Origin of the sequence: Shewanella psychrotolerans (assembly GCF_019457595.1) — a bacterium.
Classification (GTDB): Bacteria; Pseudomonadota; Gammaproteobacteria; order Enterobacterales; family Shewanellaceae; genus Shewanella; species Shewanella psychrotolerans.
Genome location: NZ_CP080419.1, coordinates 49,046 through 69,945 on the forward strand (window position 1 = coordinate 49,046; position 20,900 = coordinate 69,945).

The following is a 20,900-nucleotide window of genomic DNA, read 5'->3' on the forward strand; positions in this document are numbered from 1 at the left end:
ATTCTATACGCTGGCTGTCATCACGCTGGCAGACTCTTCAATTGCCATCTGAGCTAAGTCTTTATCGACAAAGAAGAGTGCCTTACCATCTTCACCGACTAAACGAATTTTATCCACGATCGATTTAAACAGTTTTTCTTCTTCATGCTGTTCAGAGACATACCATTGTAAAAAGTTAAATGTTGAGTAGTCTTGATTGGTAAAGGCAGCATGAGCTAATGCATTAATTTTACTGGTGATCATTTGTTCATGTTCGTAAGTATGTTCGAATAAGGCCAGTAAGGAGTCAAATTCCGATTGTGGCGCTTCAATTGCGCCCAGTAGTGGCATACCGCCTGTTTCACTCACATAAGTAAACAGGCGATGCATATGTTGCATCTCTTCATCGGCATGGGCACGCATAAATTTTGCGGCACCCTCGAAACCCTTATCTTCACACCAAGCGCTCATCTGTAGGTAGAGGTTTGAGGAGAAGAACTCCACATTAATTTGTGCGTTCAACTGATCAATCATCGTCTGTGCCAGCATAGTAGATCCTTTTAAGTTCATTTTTTTGCTGAGCTATTGTGTAAAAGCCTACTAGTAAATGCAACCAAATTTACGTAGTTTTATTGTTTAAATACAAATGGTTATTATTTAGGTGGTAAGGTCAGTTTGGTGGGTTTGATACTATCGTTATTAGCGTAAGATCATAGGTATCGTATTAAGAAAATGGTGCTGGAATGATACTGCTTATAAAGTTTATCAATAATCGTGAAGAAAAACTGGCGTTAAGATCATAGTCTTCTGATATCAGCATGGCATAATGAATGTCATTTTTGCTGCTATTGATATCTAAGGTAACCGATGCCAATGAAAGTCGATCCATGTTCTCAACCAAGCCTTATGCATCCCGATGACGCTATCGTCAAACTACTCGATCAAGTGTGCCCGCTCGATGAGTCTGAAATGGTGCTATTACCTCATGCGTTGGGGCGAGTATTGGTGGAAGATTTGGCATCGAGTATCGATCTCCCTCCATTTAATAACTCTGCAATGGATGGTTATGCCTTTCGGTATGAAGATTTAGCTAACGATACGCCTTTTACTCTGATTGGACACTCATTTGCTGGTCACCCTTTTGAAGGTGAGGCCAAAGCCAATACTTGTGTGCGTATTATGACTGGGGCGCCAGTGCCACCAGGTTACGATACGGTACAGATGCAAGAGAAAGTCACTGTTAAAGATGATGAGATCACTATCGAAGCGCCAAAAGCCATTGGTGCGAACATTCGTTATCGTGGTGAAGAGGTGAAAACAGGCGGTAAAGTATTGCAATCAGGTACTCAAATCGGTGCTGCCGAAATGGGCGTGCTGGCGACTATTGGTGCGAGTCAGGTTCGAGTGAGTCGTAAGGTTAAGGTGGCTTTCTTCTCCACCGGTGATGAACTGCGCCCAGTGGGGAGTGATTTGGCTCCGGGACAGATTTATGATTCTAATCGCTATAGCATCCAAGGTTTGCTAAGCCGCGCTAATGTTGAGTGGATTGATTTAGGCGTAATTGAGGATGATCCTGAGGCCATTCGCGCCGCGTTTCGTTCTGCGGCAGCGCAAGCGGATATGGTGCTCACTTCTGGCGGTGTATCTGTTGGCGATGCCGATTACACTAAGCAGATTTTAGATGAGGAGGGTGAAATCACCTTCTGGAAATTGGCTATTAAGCCAGGTAAACCCTTTGCGTTTGGGCGTCTAGGCAAGGCGGTTTTCTGTGGTCTTCCTGGCAACCCAGTGTCCTCTATGGTGACCTTCTATAAGTTGGTGTGGCCGTTAATTAATAAGATGCAGGGCTTACCTCAGGCAAAGCCGTTATTGATACAAGCAAAGCTTACCAGTGACTTACGTAAATTCCCTGGTCGTGTCGAATATCAGCGCGGGATCTTGAGTCACGATGCAGAGGGGCAAGCTGAAGTGACCATTACTGGGGGGCAAGGTTCTGGCATGTTGACCTCGATGAGCCTGGCTAACTGCTTTGTTATTTTGCCTCAGGAGCAGGGTGATACAGCTGCTGGCTCGCTCGTTACCGTCGAACCTTTTAATTCAGTGCTGTGCTAACTAGGTGGGCGAGATGACATCGAGCGTTGAAGGTGACGATATTCTCTCTGATGGTGAGATATTGAGATACAGTCGGCAGATCTCCATTAAGGCAATGGATTTTGAAGGGCAGGAAAAGCTAAAACTTGCCAAGGTGCTGGTGATTGGTGCTGGTGGGCTAGGTTGTGCGGCAACGCAATATTTAGCGGTTGCCGGCATAGGGAAAATGACCTTAGTGGATTTCGATACGGTCGAAACTTCTAACTTGCAGCGTCAGGTGTTACATCAAGATCATAATGTCGGTCAGCCAAAGGTCGAGTCGGCCAAGGAGACCCTCACTCAGCTTAACCCTTATGTTGAGATTACGACCATTAATGCGGTGCTCGATGATCCTGAGTTAGATGTGTTAGTCGGCCAACATGATTTGGTACTCGATTGTACCGATAACATTAGTGTGCGTGAGCAATTAAACCTAAGCTGCTTTGGTCATAAAGTGCCCTTTGTCTCAGCAGCAGCCATCCGTATGGAAGGCACGGTAAGCGTATTCGATTATCATAGTGATAGTCCATGTTATCACTGCTACAGCAAGTTATTTGGTGATCAACAACTTACCTGTGTCGAATCTGGGATCTTGGCCCCAGTGGTTGGCATGATAGGTTGTTTGCAAGCGGTAGAAGCGATAAAGGTGATTACCCATATGGGTAAGCCATTAGTCGGTAGAATTTTGATGATTGATGCAATGACGATGGAGTTTCGCGAGATGAAACTTACAAAGCAGAAATCTTGTAGCGTTTGCAGTAAGTAAAGGCTCGCTTTTTGAACAAGTTAGGGGCTCAGCCCCTTAACTCAACATTCCCATAACCACATATAGACGGCTTTGGTGTTATTTAAGATGGCGTCCGCCATCTAATGCCAATGAGCGTCCAGTAATATAGTGACTTCCCATTAGGTAATTGACGGCATTTAAAACCTCTATCTCGCCCGCTTCTCGCTCGAGTAGCGACTTGGCTAATGCCTGTTTTTTATAGTCATCATCATCATGTTCGTTAAAACAGATCAAAGCCGGTGCAATACTATTGACCTTTACCTTAGGGGCTAACTTGGTCGCAAACGACAAGGTCATGTTTTCTAATGCCGCTTTACTGGCAGCATAAGCAATATGTTTCTTGCTACCTTTTTGTGCCACGTAATCGGTTAGATGAATAATGTCGGTAAGGCGATCACCCTGGGTTAGCAAAGACGCTAACCCAAGATTTATCTGATAGGGCGCGCTGACATGAACTTGCATCATGGTGGTCATGATGTCTCCTGCCGGCATAGGGCTCTTGTCTGGTAGCCACTGTGAGGCGTTATGAATGATGGCATCTAGCTGCGAGTATTTGTGTGCTATGGCTTCAATAAAAGAGTTCACTTCTGCATTGCTGGTAAAGTCGCAGCAATAGAGATCCGCACCAGCTTCGCTTAAGGTATCTAAGCTTGGATAGTGGCTACGAAAAGTACCTATCACGTGGTAGCCCTTTGCGATAAAGGCATTAGCGAGATAGAGCCCGATCCGTTTACCTACACCTGTGATTAAAATGGTTGGTTGCATAATTGACCTATGAGTCATGAGTGTCTTGATGCTATTTAACCAAGAAACTCAGCTCTTGTATGTGGGTTTAACTTAAAACATCCGCCCAATGCTGTGGTTTGGGTTGTAGATTGGCTATCCATAATGCCGCGAGACTTAACGCAGTAGTGGGTAGCGGATATCGACACCGCAACATCTTGGGTGTTGAGTAATGTTTGCATAGCCACCAGAATTTGTTGTGTCAAGCGCTCTTGGACTTGTGGTCGCTGAGAGAAGAAACGCACAATACGGTTTATCTTTGATAAGCCTATGATGGTGGATTTAGGAATATAGGCCACCTTTGCTATGCCATCAATAGTAATAAAGTGGTGCTCACAGGTACTAGTCAGGCTGATATCACTGACTTTGACCATCTCATCGACACCCATCTTATTTTCAATTTGAGTGATTGCTGGAAAGTTGTCGTAATCAAGCCCGGCAAACACCTCGTTGACATACATCTTGGCGATGCGATGTGGTGTCTCACACAGACTATCATCGGTTAAGTCTAAACCTAATGTGGCGACGACCTCGGTCATCAAGCCTTTGATGCGTTCATATTTCTGTTGGCTATTTAGCTGTGAGTCTTGTAAGGGAGTCTCTAGTCCCTGTTCAATTAGCGCGTTTTTAACTTGCTCTGCTGCAATATGCATCATGATTTCTCCGGTGATTACGCTGTTAATTAGCGCTTGTCGCTAAGATAGCTTTCTAGAGAAAGCGATACAGAATCGGCAAAGCGCAGTGCATGAGGCTTATCAACAGTGACTTGACAGTAGCTTACCCATGGGTGCTCACCGCTTATTGTAAGAATGTCTGCAACCAATTTTTCTAACAGTAAAAATCTGCCCTCTTCAACATGCTGGATGACCTTTTTAGTGATCACCTTGTAATTGAGTGCATCACTTACATTGTCGGTTTGCGCTGACAATGACGCTGGATAATGGATCTCGATATTGATCACTACATCTTGCTGCTTTTCGCGTTCTTCGGGATTAAAGCCGATATAGGTTCTTAATCTCAGGTTGGTTATTTTAATTTTGGCGTGACTGATGTTCATGTTTGTTCCTTTTCAATTTGACAGCAATACGCAGTAAGTAACGGTCGAGATCATTGCTATGCTTAGTTTGTAACCTTGATGGCTGTTAATAAATTAACGCATAAAAATAGCGCTTTAGTTAGTGCTGTAACAATGAGTGTCGTTCTAAATATCATGGTGAAATCCGTATCAGAGCCAGTTGATGCGCTATATCACCATTTAAGTTCTTAAAATCAGGCTTTTTGTTGGACGTAGATATACATAAGGTTACAATGGATGATTATGTTAGTTGTTATATTATTATGAGTTGAAATCATTTTTGGCGAGATGGAATGGTTTCCTACTGATGATTATTTTGTTTTTTTAGCGGAGAGAATCGATGACGAAAGGTATTGATAAATACAGTATCGATAGTACCGACTATACAATTGGTCAGGACAATGTACAGAAGTGGGGTTTCGATGTTCACAACCCCGTGTTCGGTGTCAGCGCTGGGCTTATCGCTGTCTTTTTACTTGCGACGTTATTGACCGATCCTGAAGTGGCTAAGTCGGTATTAGATGGCGTTAAGTGGAAAATTATCGGTTCATTTGATTGGTTGTTTATATGGGCTGGTAATATCTTTGTACTGTTTTGCTTGTTTTTAATTGTTTCACCTTACGGCAAAATCCGTTTGGGAGGGAAGGAAGCGACCGCCGATTACTCCTTTATGTCTTGGCTGTCGATGCTATTTGCTGCAGGTATGGGTATCGGTTTGATGTTCTGGAGCGTGGCAGAACCTACTGCTTACTACACCGGCTGGTATGAAACGCCGTTAGGCGTTGAAGCCTATACTCCCGAAGCCGCCAAGTTAGCGCTTGGGGCAACGATGTTCCATTGGGGATTACATCCTTGGGCTATTTACGGTGTTGTGGCCTTGTCGTTGGCATTCTTTGCCTATAACAAAGGTATGCCTTTATCGATCCGCTCTGTTTTTTATCCCATTTTAGGTGATAGAGCCTGGGGCTGGGCTGGCCATATTGTTGATATTTTAGCAGTGTTGGCAACCCTGTTTGGATTAGCAACATCGCTAGGTTTAGGTGCGCAGCAGGCCGCTAGTGGTATTCACCATGTATTTGGTGTCGATGCTGGCATTGGCTTGCAGATCATCGTGATTGTTTCTGTGACCTTATTAGCCGTGGTTTCTGTGATACGTGGCATCGACGGCGGTGTAAAAGTTATCAGTAACATCAATATGATCGTGGCATTTTTGCTACTCCTTTTGGTGGCGATGATAGGTTACGCGGTTACTCTTGGTACAATTCCAACCACATTGATGGCCTATATCGAGAATATTATCCCTTTGAGTAATCCACATGGACGAACCGATGAAGCTTGGTTCCAAGGTTGGACGGTATTCTACTGGGCGTGGTGGATCTCTTGGTCGCCTTTTGTCGGTATGTTTATTGCCCGTGTATCTAAAGGGCGCACGGTACGTGAGTTTATTACTGCTGTATTGTTGGTGCCGACTTTTGTCACACTTATTTGGATGTCTGTATTTGGTGGTTTGGCTATTGATCAGGTGGTAAATAAGGTTGGCGAGCTCGGTGCAAATGGACTTACCGATGTCTCTTTGGCCATGTTCCAGATGTTCGATGTACTGCCATTGGGTAATCTATTGTCTATCATTGCCGTTATTTTAGTTCTGGTGTTCTTTATTACTTCATCAGACTCTGGTTCATTAGTGATCGACAGTATTACCGCGGGTGGTAAGATTGATGCACCTGTTCCTCAGCGCATTTTCTGGGCAGTATTAGAGGGGGCAATTGCGATAGCATTATTGTGGATTGGCGGGACTCAGGCTATTGAGGCCTTGCAAGCTGCTGCCATATCCACCGCCTTGCCATTTACTTTGATCTTACTATTGATGTGTGTCAGCTTGATCAAAGGGATGCGTACCGAACGGTTTTAAAGGTTAGGTCTAGTAAAGAGGAGGTTATTTAACCTCCTTTTTTATTGCCAGAATTTTTCGATAGCCTGCTGTAAATCATAGTGATGTGCTATCTGTGCTTGCAGCAATTCTGCTGTCGCTATGGCATCTGTTAAAGCATGGTGAGGTGGATAAGCTGGTAAGCCATAACGTTGGCGGCAGGCGCCTAATCTTATCGACTGCGGTTTTTTCCCTTTAAGCCGGTGCCAAATTCCCCCGCGTAATTTCTGTTGAATTTTCGATTCAAGCACCATAGTGTCGACTACGGGGAATTCTATGCCCTTATTAATTCTGGTCATTAAGGCGCGCTCAAAAAACTGACGCTCTATCTGTTGGCAATGCACCACAATGATTTTGCCTGCCATCTCATTCAATATCTGTTCGAATACTACGGATAGGTCTGGGGCATCTAAGATATCACTATGGGTGATACCATGAATGATCACTGACTCTTCTTCCAATTTTTCTCTTGGTCTAACAGTCCAATATTTAGCTCGATTAACAAAGATACGTTGTAGATTGAAAGGGACCGTGCCGACGCTGATAATATCGTCTTTTTCTGGGTTTAACCCCGTTGTCTCAAAGTCCATCGATAGAAATTCAATCTCACCAATAGGCTTATTGCCTTCAGGTAACGGGGTTGAATAATATGCGATCAATGTATCGTTGTTAATCACATTGAGCTTTTGCTTAAACTTGCCTGGCCAGTCAATGGTTGGGGGCGAAAGCAGTTTTTTTAGCATGATGCACTCACTTGAATTGACTATTGGCTTGATAACGGAATTTCAGGAAGTTCTGGCCGTTACTGAGTATTTGAAACGCATCTTTTAGATTGCGTCGCTCGAAGTCAGATAGGTTTTCCGGTTCGATATTGTTGTCGGGATCGATTCCAAGTTTGACATCGAAGGCCTGATGGCGAATACGCACCATGGAGATGAACTCCATCGCATCTCGCAGATCTTGAGCTCTCCCTTTAGGGAGTATGCTGGCATCTATAATATCATCGAGTCGTTCGAAAGAGTTCCTTGCTCGGGAGCCTACGGACAATGCGTGTACTCGAATGAGATCTGCAAGTGGCGCGGTACCGCGACGCTTAAGGTTGATAGAGTTGTTGTGGCGACCATCTTTTTCCATCACAAAATCTTTGAAAAACCCTAGCGGCGGGGTTCGATTTAGCGCATTTCTGGCTAAGCAAGCCAAAAAGCGGTTGTTTTTTCTCGCGCGGCGGACAATAAACCCGTTGAGTTGCTCAGCCCATTTTAACCTGCCATATACCCCATCAAGATCGAAGAAAATCGAGGCGTTTAGTAAGGCTTTAGGGTTGGGATCATCTATCCAATCAGCGAAACATTCCTCCCACTCTTTGCGAGTCATACGCCACATAGGGTTAGTGGCCATAATGTCGCCAGTACAATAACTGTAGCCACATCGGTCGAGTCCATCACAAACAAATTTAGCTAGATTAGCGAAGTATTCATCATGTTTTTCTTTATCAAATTCATCCCCTAAAATAATGGCATTATCTTGATCGGTAACGATAAGCTGTTCATCGCGTCCCATTGAGCCTAATGCCAAGAAGCAGTATGGGATCGGTGGCGGGCCAAATGTCTCTTCGGCTAATTCTAGTAGACGCTGTTTGAAGCTACGGCCAATTACCGACATAGCACTGCCCACCATATGAGAGTTAGCATCTTCATTAACCATACGCTCAAAACTGTCTTTAACTTGTTCTGACAATACCACGAGATCGTCGATAGATAGTTGCTGGAAAATGCTACTCACTAAGAGCAGTGAATTTTGAGATTCGTAGCGGACGATATCCGTAGCCTCGATAATCCCAATGGGTGTGCGTCCTTTCAATATCGGCAGATGATGAACGTTGTACCTAAGCATGGTTAACATCACTTCATGGACATAGGCGTTATGATCTAAGCTGACCACATCTGCGGTTACCACTGAGCCAACGTTATCACTCGGATCTATTCCTTCGGCTAATACCCGCGTACACAGATCTCTGTCGGTGATTATGCCCATTAAGGGAGAGGTTTCATTCTCTTCATCCTCTAACACATCAGGATCTATCACGAGTAGTGCCGACACATTGTCCTTAGCCATTAGGATGGCAGCACTTTGTATGCTTTCCGTTTTATTGATGTAAGGAGGTTCGCGGGTTAAAAGGGTTCGCACTTTCGGTGACGTGAGATCATCGTGGCTGGTCGAGTTAGAAACCGCTTGTCGCAAACGGGCGTTATCTTCCACCTCAACAAAGTCGGCAAAAACATCATGTTGATCGTAAAGTTCTTGAAATATATTTTCAGGCAGGCAGTAAACTAATGTGTCTTCAATGGCCTTAACTGGAAAGCGGATCTTATTATTTGTCAGTAAGCCCATCTGGCCAAAAAGATCACCCGTGTCGAGTCGGTTATAGAGCTCCCCTTTGCGGCGGTATACTTCGACCTCTCCACTGCGAATGATATAAAGGTCATTGATATGATCGCCAGCGTGAATGATAGGGGTATCTTTACGGTAATAAGCGATCTCAATATGACGACTGGCGTAGGTGATAACCTCTTCAGGTAGCGAGTCAAAAGGTGGGTATTGTACTAAGAAGTTTTGGATCTCATTTAACTCTGCTTCCACGTTATCTCCTTTCATGCCGTTGCATAAACACTCGTACTGAGGACATACTACCCTATTGCGCTATTGTTTCGTGAGAGATCACACCACATATTGTCGTTTCATTAAGGCTAGCTGCACTTTTGTGCTCATATTTATCGATGTGATTTCAATTAAATGCATCATGGCTCTATTAACGGTGACTTTTACAGAGTAAAGAAACGTCTTCGTTTCGACTTTGCTAAGTAGCTAAAAACATCAGCGCAAAAGCGATGGTATAAGTCTAGTCTGTTCTAGTGGGCCGTCCATAACATCTGGCCACATTGACTCAAATCGTAACCCCCAAGTTGAGCGGCCAGTTGTCGTGTTTGAGTGCTGCCTAACATATCAAATAATGCCTGTAGCTGGCGGCGGAAATAGATACCTTGAGGCATAACAAAATCGAACGACTCAGTGACCAATGGCACAAAGCTTAAGCCACTTTCCATCGCGACCGATTGGCAACCAAAGCCGATATCAGCTTCATCTCGGGCGATAAACCCAGCTAGCTCTCGTTCGCTATAGGCGGTTATCGACACATTTAGCTGTTCAAGCGAAGCGCCCTTTTTCATAAGCCAATGCTCTAAATGTTGTTGGCTACCAGCACCCGATTGCCTGCCGACCCAGCGCCATGGTAACCCAATGACTTTATCTTCTTCTTGGCATCTATGGTGCATTTCGCTGCGCATCATTAGCCCTTGCTGACGAGTATAGCCGTGAACCATGACCCACTGTTGGTGGTTTGGGTAACCTTTAAGTAGGGCTGGATGGCGAATATTACGTTCTTCAACATTGCCCCAATGTAGGGTGCATACATCGGCATATCCACGGGATAACAGATCCAGTCCCATACGTGATCCCGTTGAACTGTAGCTAACGAGGTCGCTCTTTCCAATACGTGACATCAAACGGGCAACCAACATGGATAGTAGGGGATCATCACTGCCAGTAATATGCATACGATCCGATAACATGCCGCTATGACAAGAATCCATAACCCAGCGGTCGATAAGAATTTTTGGGAACAGCCATTTCCCAGTAACTTTAGTTGCTGGCAATATTCGATCATTTGCCATGGCATAGACCTTCTTTTCATTAAGGTCTAAATATTCAGCCACCTGCTTGGCACTCATGTAGATGAGTTCACTTGGCTCGGTCATCAATATTCCTTTAATTAACTGATGTTACGTTTGGGTGGAGTTGCGTCAAACTCTACATTTTCGGCGCCGTTATAAATAAGAAAATGGCGTCCCTTGGCTCGAGCGATCATAGTGATACCTAACTTTTGAGCCAGTTCTAGGCCCATTTGGGTTGCACCGCTACGAGATAACAACACCGGGATGCCCATTTTGGCAACTTTAATGACCATCTCTGAGGTCAATCGACCTGTAGTATAAAATAGTTTGTTGTCACCCATTTCCTGCTTGAGCCACATTTCGCCTGCCAGTGTATCAACGGCATTGTGGCGACCGACATCTTCGACAAAACCTTTGATCTGATCGCCTTCGCATAATCCGCAGCCGTGAACAGCGCCAGCATTTTTGTAGGTCTCGTTATAGGCACTAATATTATTTAGTAGGCTATAAATCATGCTTTGTTTCAGCAGTGGTTTCGGCAGCATTATATCGTCTAGGCCATCCATAAAACCGCCGTAAACAGTGCCTTGTCCGCATCCCGTTGTTACGGTTTTTTCGGCGAGCTTTTCGTCTAAATGCTCTGTTGCTTCCTTTGTGATAACCGCTGCGGAATTAATGTCCCAATCGACGATCACCGATTCAAGCAGGTTCACCTCTGAAATGAACCCTTGGTTTTTCAAATAACCAAGCGCTAGCGCTTCTGGTCTAGCGCCTAATGTCATTAACGTCACGATGGGTCGCCAATTAAGATAGACGGTGAGAGGTCGTTCGCAGGCGATATGTTTATCGACAAGCTCTCCTTGTTCATTAATCGCCTTTACTGCAATAGTGAGTGGTGCATCTGCTTGAGTTTTTAAGAATCTTGGTTGTTTGCTAACTGTCATGAATGTCATCTTTTCGCAATGGGCTAAATGCAGCATAGCAATATTCATTCCTAGGTGATGAATTGGTGTCGAAATGCGTGATCTAGTTAAATTCTCTGTGACAAAACGCCCTTTTATGTCCCGTCTAAAATGGCATTTAGGACAAATTGTCCTACTCTTGAACAGGATTTGATGATCTAGTTCAAACAATTACGGCTAATATTTTGGCATGTTTTTTGCTTATCCACCTATATATCGCTAACCCGTAGCTTGGTCGTGAGTATTGAAGGCTAAGCTCCTTATAAGTAAACGGAGACGCAATGCAACGCACCGAAAGTCAATGGCCTATGTATGTTTCACTGAAGAAAGTGGAAAAACAGGTTGGGCGCTGGACAGCTGAAAGTTGGGAGTTAGACCAAGTTCTTCCTGCATCATTAGATGCTCCTGACGGCGCAAAATTGGTCGCATTAGAGTTACATAAAGATGAGCGTGCTAGCTATCGAATTAACCTCGATATGGATAATGCCATGCTTTATGTGGTTTGTGATGAGCTCGAAGATGGTACTTGGATACCAACTATGATTTCAGCAGATCAAAATGTGGCTGCAGGCTGTCTTGAAGGAGATACTCCTGTGCTTAACTTTGCGATGCCCGAAGCTATTGCGTGTTGGATTGAAGCGTTTATCACTCGCCATGGCGAGGTTGAGATCTGCGCTCACAGACGTAAGCATGTGAATCGCCGCAAAAACGAGGGGCCAAGCACCAATCCAAACCGGGGGCTAGTTTCATAATGAGTGAACAACCTAGTGGATTACTTGCTCGTTGGAATCTGCGTCGTCAGAAAGTTCAACAAGAAGAGCAAGCTGAGCAACTGAGCGAGCAAGAGAGCCAAGTTGAAGCCTCGGCTCCTACCACGGATCGAGCCAATGAGGTTAGCGCTGCCGAGCCTACCGAAGAGAAAGTATTAACGGCAGAGGACCTGCCTGATCCAGAGAAGATTGAGGTGGGTGGCAGTTTTGCTAGTTTTATGGCTGAAAATGTTGATCCTGATGCCAAAAACGCAGCGTTGAGAGCCTTATGGAAGCAGCCTCATTATAGCGAGATCGACGGTTTGCTCGAATACGCGCTTGATTACACTAATCAGCCTAAGTTATCAGCAGAAGTTTCAGCTGAATTAGCAAAAAAGGTTTTCCGTCATTTAGTTAAAGATGATGAGCAAGCTCAGCCAGAAATTGAAGAGATGACGGTTTCGGTTGAACAAGACATTGAAAATATAGCGGATGAATCTGGTTCGGACATTTTGGACGCCACAGGCAGTGAGTTGCCCCAAAATGAACAAGAAGTACAAGTTGCACCTAAACCACCTGTTGCTTAAGGTCAGTTTAGAGTGTTTTTAAATCCATAATTTTGGTACGTGAATTGCTGTGTTAGAGGCGTATTAGCGACAATGTTTTTGTTGTTGATATATAAGGTGAAGCTGGCGCAATTGAAGCGCAGGCCAAAGAGCAAGACAGCCACCTAGCTGACATCAGTAACCAAAACTGTTCAGGAACGCAATGTGAGCATGCATTTAAAGAGTAGTGAGAACCTGACCGACCTAAAGCAGGTTCGTCAGCAAGTATTGGGGCAGACACAAATTCTTCAAAATCTGATCCCACCAACGGTAAGCTATACCACCGAGGGCAATGTGTTAGTCATTGGCCCCGAGGATTTGGCTCGCTTAGCTGCGGGCAAATTGTCCAATATGGGCCAGCGTGCCATTCTTGCAAATGAGTCCATCACTAGCCAAGATGAAGCCCACCTTGAGAAGGTGATGGCCGCCGCTGAAGGCGTTGAGAGTTACTATAATAAGCTAATTGAAATTAAAGGCTTTCTTGGTCAATTCCAAGTCAAAGTTGAACATGACAGCGGCTCTGCGGATCTAAGCTTAGTGGCGATTCGCAAAGCGCACTTCGATCTTATCCTCGATCTGAGTCAATCTCCTTGTATTAATCTTGAGATGTTACCACCAGGCTATTTTTATGTGGGTCAAGATGAAGCTAAGCTCGCTGATGCTATTGCGCAACTTCCCGATCTTATTGGTGAGTTTGATAAACCGCGCTATGTCAAAGTGAATAGTGAGATTTGTGCTCATAACCGTAACGGTATCGATGGTTGTAATCGCTGCCTGAATTTTTGTCCGGCAGATGCTATTTCAAGTGTTAACAAGAAGATAGAGATCGATCCCTATCTTTGTCATGGCGCAGGAAGTTGTACTAATGCTTGCCCCACAGGCGCCATTAGTTATGACCTACCGACACCACAGGCGTTGCATTCCTATCTACACAAGATCGTTAGTCGTTTTCGTGATCAAGCCCTGATAGCGCCTGTCATCCTGTTTCACGATGCCGCGAATGGTGCCAGCTTAGTTGATGACGATTTACCTGGGGCTATTATTCCAGTAGAGCTTGAAGAGATCACTGTGGCGAGTATGGACCATTGGATGTCGGCTTTGGCTTGGGGAGCAAGACAGATAATCGTCCTGAATACCGATGCTACAGCGCCGACACTGACACAGATGCTCAACGGTGAGCAATCGCTGGCTAACGATATTTTCGACGAGATGGGCCAGCCTCGTCGTGTGAGCGTACTTAATCAAGATCAACTGGGTGAACTGACTAGGTTAATTGAAGTCAGCGCAAGCTGGCCTGTGATAGTACCAGGTGAGTTTGCAGCAACGACTAAGCGTAAAACTTTGTATGCGGCAATTGATCACCTAAATAGCCAAGCGGCCTCTACCGATTCTTGCTTAAGTAAGAGCAATATACCTTTCGGTAAAGTGAGCGTTAATAAAGATAACTGCACCCTTTGTCTATCTTGTGTTTCTACCTGTCCTACGCAAGCGTTGACAGATGGTGGTGACAAACCTGCGTTGCATTTTGTTGAGCAAGATTGTGTGCAATGTGGATTGTGTGAGTCAGCCTGTCCAGAGAAGGTTATTAGCCTTACACCTCAAATGAATTTCGATGCTGCTGCACGTCAGGAGCGTCAAACCTTGAACGAGGAGGAACCATTTGAATGTATTCGATGTGGAACCCCTTTTGCTACCCAATCCATGGTGCAACGGATGCTGGAAGTAGTCGGAGGCCATAGTGCCTTTAGCGCTAACACAGAACGATTAAAGATGTGTAGTGACTGCCGGGTAAAAGACATGTTTGAAGACATCCTTCAAGATCCTGAAAAGCAATTGCGATAAGAGTTTAGCCATGACCGAATTAGTAAGAGAAGTATCAGAAAACGATCAGTTAAGAGCCGATATCTACCAGCTTTTGGCGGCGCTACTACGTCATCAGCCTAGTGCCGAGCTATTGCAGTTTCTTTCGACCCTTGAAATCGATGTCGATGACGACAGCGACATGACTAAAGCTTGGTCTGGGTTGAAACTTGCTGCGGAGCAATTTACGACCGAACAACTAGAAGAGGAGTATTTCAATATTTTCCTCGGTGTTGGCAGTGGTGAGATTTTGCCCTATGGCAGCTGGTTTATGACAGGCTCATTGATGGATAAGCCACTTGCGTTGCTACGTCAAGATTTAATGCAGTTGGGCTTTGAGCGCAGTGACGATGTCAAAGAGCCTGAAGATCATGTTGCTGCGCTTTGCGAAGTCATGGGCACTTTGATTTTAGAAGCACCTGGCTATCGCCAATTAGCATTTTATCAGCGTCATATTGGTAGCTGGATAGAGCGTTTTTGCGATCATCTAGCGCGTACGCCAAGCGCTGCGTTTTATGCGACGGTAGCTCAGTTAGCAAAGTCATTCTTTGTTATCGAGGCTAACGAGTTTGAACAATTAAGTTTAAATATTCCGGTGAACTGCCCAGGTAGTGAAGCGGTGAAGATTGAACCGTCAACCAATGAGTTAGCATCATAAGTTGATGGTTTACCCTTTATGCCAGTTCGTTGATATGAACTGGCATAGCGAAAATGAGGGGTTACCCTCAACACAAGCAGGATCGTAGCTTTTACAAGGTTAAGCAAAACTGAGTTTGACTTAACTGTGATGATAAAGGTTACGACTCAAATTGAGACAACATTAGGAGACACTATGAAGAAGCAAGCTTCCGATATGGGTCGTCGTCAACTACTAAAAGCGTTAGCTGTTGGTAGTGCTGCTGGTGCAGTTGCGACAGTCAGTGGTCAAGCGATGGCCGCGGCACCAGCATCTACTCCAGAGTCAACCCACGGCGATGGTTATCACGAAACAGATCATATTCGTAGTTATTACGCGTCGTTACGTACTAAGTAAGTGGCTACTAGCTAGTTTACGAAACGGTAATTACGCAGTAATTCAATAACATTAGGAGAGTGTGTGATGCGATTAACCCGCAAAACAGACCAGGCAGAAGGTGCTAAAAAGCCAGCCCTAGGTCTAAACCGTCGTCAGTTCCTTCAGTCTGCAGGTCTTGCAACTGGTGGTATTGCCGCGGCCTCAATGCTTGGCGCTGGAATGATGCGCAAAGCCGAAGCAAAAGAAGTTCCTCATGATGCGCCAACTGAAGTAAAACGTACTATCTGTTCTCATTGTTCAGTGGGCTGTGGTATCTATGCTGAAGTTCAAAATGGTGTATGGACAGGTCAAGAGCCTGCCTTCGATCATCCATTTAACGCTGGTGGTCACTGTGCAAAAGGTGCTGCATTGCGTGAACATGGTCATGGTGAGAAGCGTCTTAAGTATCCAATGAAACTGGAAGGCGGTAAGTGGAAGCGTCTCTCTTGGGAACAAGCCATTGAAGAAGTTGGCCAAAAGGCACTCGATATTCGTGCTGAATCTGGTCCAGACTCTGTATTCTTTATGGGCAGTGCTAAGTTCTCTAATGAGCAAGCTTACATGTACCGTAAATTCGCAGCGATGTGGGGCACCAATAACGTCGACCACTCAGCGCGTATTTGTCACTCTACCACTGTAGCCGGTGTTGCAAACACTTGGGGCTATGGTGCGCAAACCAACTCTTTCAACGATATTCGTAATGCAAAAGCGATGATGTTCATTGGGTCTAACCCATCAGAAGCACATCCTGTTTCAATGCAGCATATCTTGGAAGGTAAAGAGCGCGGGGCGAAAATTATCGTTGTCGACCCTCGTTTCACCCGAACTGCAGCCAAAGCTGACGAGTTCGTGCATATTCGCCCAGGTACCGATATTCCTTATATCTATGGTCTGCTGTGGCATATCTTCGAAAACAAGTGGGAAGACCAAACCTTCATCGACCAGCGTGTTTATGGTATGGAGCGCATCCGCGAAGCGGCAGCTAAGTGGACACCTGATGAAGTTGAAAACGTAGTCGGTGTGCCAAAAGAGCAGATGTATCGCGTAGCTAAACTGCTTGCTGAAACTAAGCCTGGCACTGTTGTTTGGTGTATGGGTGGTACTCAGCATCATATTGGTAATGCCAATACCCGTGCATACTGTATCCTGCAGCTAGCCCTAGGTAATATGGGTGTGTCTGGTGGTGGTACTAACATCTTCCGTGGTCATGATAACGTACAGGGTGCAACGGACTTTGGTCTACTGTTCGATAACTTGCCTGGTTACTATGGCTTGAAGACAGGTGCTTGGAAGCACTGGTGTAATGTTTGGGACTTGGATTATGAATGGGTGAAAGCTCGTTTCGACCAGGAACAACATCTTGGCCAAGATCCAATGACATCGACCGGTATCCCATGTTCACGTTGGCATGATGGTGTACTCGAAGATAAAACTAAGATTGCTCAGAAAGATAATATTCGTATGTCTTTCTTCTGGGGCCAGTCTGTTAACACCGAAACCCGTGGTCGTGAAGTGCGTGAAGCATTGAATAAGATGGACACTGTGGTTGTTGTGGATCCATTCCCAACGATGGCGGGTGTTATGCACACTCGTACAGACGGTGTTTATCTGTTACCTGCATCGACTCAGTTTGAGACCTATGGCTCAGTATCTGCTTCTAACCGCTCACTGCAGTGGCGTTCACAGGTTATCGAGCCTCTGTTTGAGTCTAAGCCTGATCACGTCATCATGTACAAGTTGGCGAAGAAGTGGGGTATAGAGAAAGAGTTCTGTAAGCATATCAAGGTGAACGGTGATGAGCCGTTGATCGAAGATATTACTCGTGAGTTCAACAAGGGGATGTGGACCATTGGTTACACAGGTCAGAGCCCTGAACGTCTCAAGATGCACCAAGAAAACTGGGGCACTTTCGATATCAAGACTCTGGAAGCGCCAGGTGGTCCAGCTAAAGGCGAAACCTATGGTCTACCTTGGCCATGTTGGGGTACACCAGAGATGAAGCATCCAGGTACTCAGATCCTTTACCGTACAGACCGTGAAGTCCGCTTTGGTGGTGGTAACTTCCGTGCACGTTACGGTGTTGAGCACGATGGTAACAACATTTTGGCCGAAGGCTCTTACTCTAAGGGCAGTGAGATCAAAGATGGTTATCCAGAGTTTACCGATAAGATGCTTAAGCAACTTGGTTGGTGGGACGAGCTAACCGCTGAAGAGAAAGTGGCTGCTGAAGGTAAAAACTGGAAGACTGATATCTCTGGTGGTATCCAGCGTGTTGCTATCAAGCACGGTTGTATTCCATTTGGTAACGCTAAGGCACGTTGTATTGTTTGGAACTTCCCAGATGATATCCCTGTGCACCGCGAGCCACTTTATACGCCTCGTCGTGACTTGGTATCTAAGTACCCAACTTATGATGACCGTATGGTTGCACGTCTTCCAACCCTGTATAAGTCAATTCAGGATCAAGACTTCGCCAAAGACTTCCCACTGGCATTGACCTCGGGGCGTTTGGTTGAATATGAAGGTGGTGGTGAAGAGACGCGTTCTAATCCTTGGTTAGCTGAACTTCAGCAAGAGATGTTTATCGAAATCAGTCCTGGTGATGCAGCGGATCGTGGTCTTCGTGATGGTGATGAAGTATGGGTTCATAGCCCAGAAGGCGCCAAAATTAAGGTTCAGGCTATGGTAACACCACGGGTTATTAACGGTGAGTGTTTCATGCCATACCACTTCGCAGGTATGTTCGAAGGCGAGAGCCTAGAGAAGAACTACCCAGAAGGTACTGTACCTTACATCATTGGTGAATCAGCCAATACCGTATTGACCTATGGCTATGACGTCGTGACTCAGATGCAAGAGACTAAGTCTAGCTTGTGTCAGATCACCAAAGCCTAACTGAACTTGATGAGGAGATAAGCCATTATGGCAGTCATGAAATTTCTATGTGACACCAAACGCTGCATCGAGTGTAACGGTTGCGTCACAGCATGTAAGAACGAAAACGATTCCGCTCTCGAGTGGGGTATTCAACGTCGCCGCGTAGTGACCATCAATGATGGTCAGCCAGGTGAAGCATCTATCTCAGTGGCGTGTATGCACTGTACCGATGCCCCTTGCCAAGCCGTTTGCCCTGCAAACTGTTTCTACAAGACTGAAGACGGTTTAACGCTACACAACAAAGATACTTGTATCGGTTGTGGTTACTGCCTCTATGCTTGCCCATTTGGCGCACCTCAGTTCCCTAAACAGGGTGCATTTGGTAGCCGCGGTAAGATGGATAAGTGTACTTTCTGTGCCGGTGGCCCAGAAGAGACCTTCTCCGATGCAGAACGTCAGAAGTATGGTGCTAACCGCCTTGCCGAAGGTAAGTTGCCAATGTGTGCCGAACTTTGTTCGACTAAGGCACTGCTGGCTGGTGATGCAGAAGTCGTTTCAAGCATCTACCGTGAGCGTATTGCCGCACGTGGTAACCCTAATGCAATCTGGGGTTACACCCCTAAGACTGGCGTTTAAAGTGAATAGTACCGTAAGCCCTCGGGCTTACGGTCTGTAAAGGAGTGACTATGTTATTAAAATCACTGCGCAGCCTATTCACTGTGTTGTTATTGCCATTGGTCTTGGCGATGGGCTTAGGGTTGAGTACGGCGGCGGTTGCGGTCGATGAGCAAACCAGTCAACAAATGGCAAACACCAGCGATGCCGATCTATGGCGAGCTGTGAAGTCTGGAGACAAGGGATACACTACGGCACAAGGTGCTGAGGGTGGAGTCATGATTAATGTTTCGGCTATTGAAGGCACAAACATTAAGAATGAATTTCTTACGCCCGTTATGGCACTGGCCGTGGTCGGTGTTTTTGGTGCTTTCTTGTTCTTCTATCTGGTTAACGGAGCCTCTAAGTTAAGCCATGGTTTCTCGGGCAAGATGGTTCTGCGCTGGACTAAGGCCGATCTTTGGATTCACTGGGTACTGGCTATCTCATGCATGGCGTTGATCTTTACTGGTCTCAACATCATGCTGGGTAAACATGTATTACAGCCTTATGTCGGTACAGGTATTTGGGCATCGCTCATCTATGGCAGCAAGACCATTCACGACTATGTGGGTCCGCTGTTCATCGTCGCCTGGGCTTTATGTGTGGTTAAATGGATGCCGATGCAGACATTTAAATTGTATGACCTTAAGTGGTTCCTGGTTGTAGGTGGTTACATCAACTTCGGTCCATTCAAGGGTAAGCATCCAGACAGCGGCTTTGCCAACGCGGGTGAGAAGATGTGGTTCTGGACACTAACACTATTCGGACTCTTTATTGCTGTCTCGGGTATTATGTTGGTTATGCCAGGTCTAGATCTGCCACGTGAAGCGTCGATGGCGGCACTTCTGATCCATGGGCTGAGCGCCATCATCATCATCGCCTTTACTATCGTCCACATCTGGATGGCGACAGTATTGAGTGAAGGTGGTATGGAGTGTATGAAGTCGGGTTACTGTGATGAGAACTGGGCTATTCAGCACCATAACCTTTGGTATGATGAGATCAAAGAAAACGGTACACTGACCTACAAAGAGTAGATCTGAGTCGCCGCTTAAGCTTGAATAAAAGCGCATCGAAAAAACACCCTTCTTGGTTATCAGGTGGGGTGTTTTTTTATGGGGAACTGAGCTAGAGAGGTGGACCTAGATCACTTTTGACGAAATTTTAAGTAATATTTTTATTTTCAATAACAACAACTTCATTACATCTACTGGATCCCGATTTTGTCTTTTTTTGGCGTTTGCCATCATAGTGTGTCAAATAAAATGTGACACGCTTAACGCTTTGGCCATTTATTCACTTTTTCTACTTATCCAACCCTGTTTAGATCAATATTCGCTTTCTGTTTCTTACCTATATTGCCGCGGCAATTAATCGGATGTTTTTAATAAATAAAGCAATTTTACCAAATCGCCACCTGTAAATAACATTGCCATAACCAATGTTTAGGGGCTTCGCTTGAATAGAATCATCCCTAGTAATCGAACTTTTCTAAATCCACTAGGAGCAAGAATGAAGAAGCAACAGCCCGATCTGAATCGCAGATCTTTGCTGAAAGCACTCACCATTGGTGGTACGGCCGGTGTGGCCATTGCCGCCAGCGGTGTGAGTGTTGCTCATGCAACAGAGAATAAATCTCAAGAAAAACATACCGAAGGCTACCATGAAACTGCACATATCCGCAGTTATTACAATAGCTTGCGTAGCTAATTAGGAGAATT

21 protein-coding genes are annotated in these 20,900 nt (G+C 45.3%); 12 read left to right on the forward strand and 9 right to left on the reverse strand.

Annotated features, from left to right (window positions below; translation table 11 throughout):
• Window positions 1–3: 3 nt before the first annotated feature.
• Entirely contained in the window at window positions 4–528 is a 525-nt protein-coding gene (gene ftnA / locus K0I62_RS00195) for a non-heme ferritin (RefSeq protein WP_220069617.1), read from the reverse strand.
• A 175-nt stretch (window positions 529–703) separates the two neighbouring features.
• The gene (locus K0I62_RS00200) at window positions 704–868 is read right to left on the reverse strand and encodes a hypothetical protein (RefSeq protein ID WP_220071469.1); all 165 of its coding nucleotides are present in this window, start codon (window positions 866–868) and stop codon (window positions 704–706) included.
• On the opposite strand from K0I62_RS00200, the gene moeA reads away from it, so the two are divergent.
• Window positions 847–2,091, forward strand: coding sequence for a molybdopterin molybdotransferase MoeA (moeA, locus tag K0I62_RS00205; protein ID WP_220069618.1), 1,245 nt, complete (start codon window positions 847–849; stop codon window positions 2,089–2,091). The genes K0I62_RS00200 and moeA overlap by 22 nt on opposite strands.
• Window positions 2,092–2,104: 13 nt before the next feature.
• Window positions 2,105–2,875 (forward strand): molybdopterin-synthase adenylyltransferase MoeB, encoded by a 771-nt coding sequence (gene moeB / locus K0I62_RS00210; protein ID WP_220069619.1) that lies wholly within the window; start codon window positions 2,105–2,107, stop codon window positions 2,873–2,875.
• A 78-nt stretch (window positions 2,876–2,953) separates the two neighbouring features.
• Here the strand turns inward: moeB and folM are convergent, their stop codons facing one another.
• The 3 genes from folM to folX are packed head-to-tail and all read right to left on the reverse strand — an operon-like array spanning window position 2,954 to window position 4,730.
• Window positions 2,954–3,661 (reverse strand): dihydromonapterin reductase, encoded by a 708-nt coding sequence (folM, locus tag K0I62_RS00215; protein WP_220069620.1) that lies wholly within the window; start codon window positions 3,659–3,661, stop codon window positions 2,954–2,956.
• A 35-nt stretch (window positions 3,662–3,696) separates the two neighbouring features.
• The gene (gene folE, locus K0I62_RS00220) at window positions 3,697–4,335 is read right to left on the reverse strand and encodes a GTP cyclohydrolase I FolE (protein WP_258405053.1); all 639 of its coding nucleotides are present in this window, start codon (window positions 4,333–4,335) and stop codon (window positions 3,697–3,699) included.
• A gap of 26 nt (window positions 4,336–4,361) precedes the next feature.
• Entirely contained in the window at window positions 4,362–4,730 is a 369-nt protein-coding gene (folX, locus tag K0I62_RS00225) for a dihydroneopterin triphosphate 2'-epimerase (protein WP_220071227.1), read from the reverse strand.
• Window positions 4,731–5,094: 364 nt separating this feature from the next.
• On the opposite strand from folX, the gene K0I62_RS00230 reads away from it, so the two are divergent.
• The gene (locus K0I62_RS00230; protein ID WP_220069621.1) at window positions 5,095–6,666 is read left to right on the forward strand and encodes a BCCT family transporter; all 1,572 of its coding nucleotides are present in this window, start codon (window positions 5,095–5,097) and stop codon (window positions 6,664–6,666) included.
• A gap of 41 nt (window positions 6,667–6,707) precedes the next feature.
• Here K0I62_RS00230 and K0I62_RS00235 read toward each other — a convergent pair whose 3' ends face one another.
• The 4 genes from K0I62_RS00235 to K0I62_RS00250 all read right to left on the reverse strand — a co-directional run bounded on the left by K0I62_RS00235 (window position 6,708) and on the right by K0I62_RS00250 (window position 11,359).
• Window positions 6,708–7,427: a 3'-5' exonuclease gene (locus K0I62_RS00235; RefSeq protein ID WP_220069622.1), complete on the reverse strand. Its 720-nt coding sequence runs from the start codon at window positions 7,425–7,427 to the stop codon at window positions 6,708–6,710.
• Between the two features lie 7 nt (window positions 7,428–7,434).
• Window positions 7,435–9,324 carry a DUF294 nucleotidyltransferase-like domain-containing protein gene (locus tag K0I62_RS00240; RefSeq protein ID WP_220069623.1) on the reverse strand — a complete coding sequence of 630 codons (1,890 nt, stop codon included), beginning with the start codon at window positions 9,322–9,324 and terminating at the stop codon, window positions 7,435–7,437.
• 269 nt (window positions 9,325–9,593) lie between these two features.
• Window positions 9,594–10,499, reverse strand: a complete 906-nt coding sequence (locus K0I62_RS00245) for a substrate-binding domain-containing protein (RefSeq protein ID WP_220069624.1) — start codon at window positions 10,497–10,499, stop codon at window positions 9,594–9,596.
• 14 nt (window positions 10,500–10,513) lie between these two features.
• The gene (locus tag K0I62_RS00250; protein WP_220069625.1) at window positions 10,514–11,359 is read right to left on the reverse strand and encodes a formate dehydrogenase accessory sulfurtransferase FdhD; all 846 of its coding nucleotides are present in this window, start codon (window positions 11,357–11,359) and stop codon (window positions 10,514–10,516) included.
• Window positions 11,360–11,658: 299 nt separating this feature from the next.
• On the opposite strand from K0I62_RS00250, the gene K0I62_RS00255 reads away from it, so the two are divergent.
• The 9 genes from K0I62_RS00255 (at window position 11,659) to K0I62_RS00295 (ending at window position 20,889) form a co-directional block, all read left to right on the forward strand.
• A complete protein-coding gene (locus K0I62_RS00255; RefSeq protein WP_220069626.1) occupies window positions 11,659–12,129 on the forward strand; it encodes a DUF3305 domain-containing protein in 471 nt (156 codons plus the stop codon).
• On the forward strand, window positions 12,129–12,713 hold the full coding sequence (locus K0I62_RS00260; RefSeq protein ID WP_220069627.1) for a DUF3306 domain-containing protein: 585 nt from the start codon (window positions 12,129–12,131) through the stop codon (window positions 12,711–12,713). The genes K0I62_RS00255 and K0I62_RS00260 overlap by 1 nt, the downstream gene beginning before the upstream one ends.
• 189 nt (window positions 12,714–12,902) lie before the next feature.
• Window positions 12,903–14,573: a 4Fe-4S binding protein gene (locus K0I62_RS00265; protein ID WP_220071228.1), complete on the forward strand. Its 1,671-nt coding sequence runs from the start codon at window positions 12,903–12,905 to the stop codon at window positions 14,571–14,573.
• A gap of 10 nt (window positions 14,574–14,583) precedes the next feature.
• Entirely contained in the window at window positions 14,584–15,249 is a 666-nt protein-coding gene (locus K0I62_RS00270; protein ID WP_220069628.1) for a TorD/DmsD family molecular chaperone, read from the forward strand.
• Between the two features lie 174 nt (window positions 15,250–15,423).
• Complete coding sequence (locus K0I62_RS00275) at window positions 15,424–15,624, forward strand: twin-arginine translocation signal domain-containing protein (protein WP_220069629.1); 201 nt, start codon at window positions 15,424–15,426, stop codon at window positions 15,622–15,624.
• Between the two features lie 66 nt (window positions 15,625–15,690).
• Window positions 15,691–18,540: a formate dehydrogenase subunit alpha gene (locus K0I62_RS00280; protein ID WP_220071229.1), complete on the forward strand. Its 2,850-nt coding sequence runs from the start codon at window positions 15,691–15,693 to the stop codon at window positions 18,538–18,540.
• Window positions 18,541–18,567: 27 nt separating this feature from the next.
• Window positions 18,568–19,158: a formate dehydrogenase FDH3 subunit beta gene (gene fdh3B, locus K0I62_RS00285; RefSeq protein WP_220069630.1), complete on the forward strand. Its 591-nt coding sequence runs from the start codon at window positions 18,568–18,570 to the stop codon at window positions 19,156–19,158.
• A 50-nt stretch (window positions 19,159–19,208) separates the two neighbouring features.
• A complete protein-coding gene (locus tag K0I62_RS00290; RefSeq protein WP_220069631.1) occupies window positions 19,209–20,216 on the forward strand; it encodes a formate dehydrogenase subunit gamma in 1,008 nt (335 codons plus the stop codon).
• 475 nt (window positions 20,217–20,691) lie between these two features.
• Complete coding sequence (locus tag K0I62_RS00295; protein ID WP_220069632.1) at window positions 20,692–20,889, forward strand: twin-arginine translocation signal domain-containing protein; 198 nt, start codon at window positions 20,692–20,694, stop codon at window positions 20,887–20,889.
• The last annotated feature ends 11 nt before the right edge of the window (window positions 20,890–20,900 follow it).

Bases quoted from the DNA above. Each gene is read 5' to 3' on its own strand.
- ftnA (WP_220069617.1), bottom strand. From the start codon at position 528: ATGCTGGCACAGACGATGATTGATCAGTTGAACGCACAAATTAATGTG.
- moeA (WP_220069618.1), top strand. From the start codon at position 847: ATGCCAATGAAAGTCGATCCATGTTCTCAACCAAGCCTTATGCATCCC.
- K0I62_RS00200 (WP_220071469.1), bottom strand. From the start codon at position 868: ATGGATCGACTTTCATTGGCATCGGTTACCTTAGATATCAATAGCAGC.
- moeB (WP_220069619.1), top strand. From the start codon at position 2,105: ATGACATCGAGCGTTGAAGGTGACGATATTCTCTCTGATGGTGAGATA.
- folM (WP_220069620.1), bottom strand. From the start codon at position 3,661: ATGCAACCAACCATTTTAATCACAGGTGTAGGTAAACGGATCGGGCTC.
- folE (WP_258405053.1), bottom strand. From the start codon at position 4,335: ATGATGCATATTGCAGCAGAGCAAGTTAAAAACGCGCTAATTGAACAG.
- K0I62_RS00230 (WP_220069621.1), top strand. From the start codon at position 5,095: ATGACGAAAGGTATTGATAAATACAGTATCGATAGTACCGACTATACA.
- K0I62_RS00235 (WP_220069622.1), bottom strand. From the start codon at position 7,427: ATGCTAAAAAAACTGCTTTCGCCCCCAACCATTGACTGGCCAGGCAAG.
- K0I62_RS00245 (WP_220069624.1), bottom strand. From the start codon at position 10,499: ATGACCGAGCCAAGTGAACTCATCTACATGAGTGCCAAGCAGGTGGCT.
- K0I62_RS00250 (WP_220069625.1), bottom strand. From the start codon at position 11,359: ATGACAGTTAGCAAACAACCAAGATTCTTAAAAACTCAAGCAGATGCA.
- K0I62_RS00255 (WP_220069626.1), top strand. From the start codon at position 11,659: ATGCAACGCACCGAAAGTCAATGGCCTATGTATGTTTCACTGAAGAAA.
- K0I62_RS00260 (WP_220069627.1), top strand. From the start codon at position 12,129: ATGAGTGAACAACCTAGTGGATTACTTGCTCGTTGGAATCTGCGTCGT.
- K0I62_RS00265 (WP_220071228.1), top strand. From the start codon at position 12,903: ATGCATTTAAAGAGTAGTGAGAACCTGACCGACCTAAAGCAGGTTCGT.
- K0I62_RS00270 (WP_220069628.1), top strand. From the start codon at position 14,584: ATGACCGAATTAGTAAGAGAAGTATCAGAAAACGATCAGTTAAGAGCC.
- K0I62_RS00275 (WP_220069629.1), top strand. From the start codon at position 15,424: ATGAAGAAGCAAGCTTCCGATATGGGTCGTCGTCAACTACTAAAAGCG.
- K0I62_RS00280 (WP_220071229.1), top strand. From the start codon at position 15,691: ATGCGATTAACCCGCAAAACAGACCAGGCAGAAGGTGCTAAAAAGCCA.
- fdh3B (WP_220069630.1), top strand. From the start codon at position 18,568: ATGGCAGTCATGAAATTTCTATGTGACACCAAACGCTGCATCGAGTGT.
- K0I62_RS00290 (WP_220069631.1), top strand. From the start codon at position 19,209: ATGTTATTAAAATCACTGCGCAGCCTATTCACTGTGTTGTTATTGCCA.
- K0I62_RS00295 (WP_220069632.1), top strand. From the start codon at position 20,692: ATGAAGAAGCAACAGCCCGATCTGAATCGCAGATCTTTGCTGAAAGCA.